Genomic DNA, 786 nt, shown 5'->3' with positions numbered 1-786 from the left:
CGGCACAGGTAATTCCTGAGATACTAAGTGCAGCATCAGACTGTTTGCCATCTACCGTAACAAAGTCAGTTTGTAGCGCCGGGTCATCATAAAGAAGTAGTTCATCGCGTTGTGCGTCGGTGAAGTCGTCGGGCTTTAATGAGGCTTCAGTGCGGTGTTGATAGAAGTTATCGAGACCACCAGAGACAATGGTTTCTGCGATCGCTAAACAACCATAACAACAAAACGATTGTTGTTCTCCGCCAATCTCAAGCTTTGCGCTAAAGCCTTTTGGAATCTCTTCATTGCAGTGGTAGCAAGTCTTGCACATGTGTTGCCAACCTAGTCCTGCGACTTGCTAGCAGTCTCGTTATTTTCGGTGCCACCTATATTAAGCGTTACTTTTCCTGTCGGGAAGTTGACTTCTTCTCTAATCCGCCAGCTTTCGTCAAAGGCATAGAGGTCGACATATCGACGGCCATCAACTGGTGATGTTAAATCTCCAACAAACTGGCCTGATGGTGTCGGCAGAAGCTTGATAACTTGATCTTGGTCTCCCACGGTTGGGTGTAGAATCTTCAAGGTTAAAAAGGCTTGTTGTTGGAGAGTAGGGTGATACTTGTCACCGACTAGCTCAATAATGATGGCTTGATCAACAATTTCTAAGGTTGGTTTCAAGCCGAGGTCATCCGCCATATTATCTTGTTCAATCGTCTGGTTTATACCCATGCCATCCTTGTAATAGTTGTCGCTAACCAGAGTGTCACGACCAACAACAGCAACAGTTACCATAATGCTGCTGAGTAT

At 45.5% G+C, this 786-nt stretch carries 2 protein-coding genes; both read right to left on the bottom strand.

Features of this window, described 5'->3' with window-relative positions; genetic code table 11:
- A partial coding sequence (locus tag A3729_RS04890; RefSeq protein WP_197475568.1) for a heavy metal translocating P-type ATPase metal-binding domain-containing protein occupies positions 1 to 310 on the bottom strand: 310 nt, incomplete at its 3' end.
- An 11-nt stretch (positions 311 to 321) separates the two neighbouring features.
- A partial coding sequence (locus A3729_RS04885) for a FixH family protein (RefSeq protein WP_068633296.1) occupies positions 322 to 786 on the bottom strand: 465 nt, incomplete at its 5' end.

Source organism: Oleiphilus sp. HI0043, assembly GCF_001634935.1.
Note: the sequence above shows the minus strand (reverse complement) of the source record. Positions and strands in the feature narration are given on the sequence as shown.